General features: G+C 65.1%; 1 protein-coding gene. It reads left to right on the forward strand.

Annotated elements, in window-relative coordinates; genetic code table 11:
- Window positions 1-674 (forward strand): tetrahydrofolate dehydrogenase/cyclohydrolase catalytic domain-containing protein (locus tag GR197_RS31340; RefSeq protein ID WP_164016588.1); only part of this gene is annotated, 674 nt, incomplete at both ends.

Raw genomic sequence — 674 nt, forward strand, 5'->3', positions numbered from 1 at the left:
GACGATCCGGCAAGCCACGCCTATGTCGGCTCGAAGGGCCGCATGGCCAAGGAATGCGGTTTCAAATCCGTCCAGCACACGCTGCCGGCCGAGACCAGCCAGGAGGAGCTGGCAGCCCTCGTCGCCACCCTCAACGCCGATCCGTCGATTCACGGCATCCTGGTGCAATTGCCCTTGCCGAAACCGCTCGACAGCGAGCCGATCATCCAGTCGATCCTGCCGGAAAAGGATGTCGATGGCCTCAGCATCGCCAATGCCGGCAAGCTTGCCATCGGCGACCTGAGAACCGGACTGGTTTCCTGCACGCCGGCCGGTGCCATGGTCTTCGTCCGCCGCACCCATGGCGAGGACCTCTCCGGCCTCAACGCCGTCGTCATCGGCCGCTCCAACCTGTTCGGCAAGCCGATGGCGCAATTGCTGCTCAACGCCAATGCGACGGTGACGATCGCCCATTCAAGAACCAAGAACCTCGCCGAGGTCTGCCGCAATGCCGATATCCTGGTGGCTGCCGTCGGCCGGCCGGAGATGGTCAGGGCCGATTGGGTCAGGCCGGGTGCGACGGTCATCGACGTCGGCATCAACCGCGTGCCGGCTCCCGAAAGAGGCGAGGGCAAGACCCGGCTGGTCGGCGACGTCGCCTTCGCTGAGGTCTCCGAAGTCGCCAGCACCATCAC

The organism is Rhizobium phaseoli (assembly GCF_010668805.1).
Taxonomy (GTDB): Bacteria; Pseudomonadota; Alphaproteobacteria; order Rhizobiales; family Rhizobiaceae; genus Rhizobium; species Rhizobium phaseoli_A.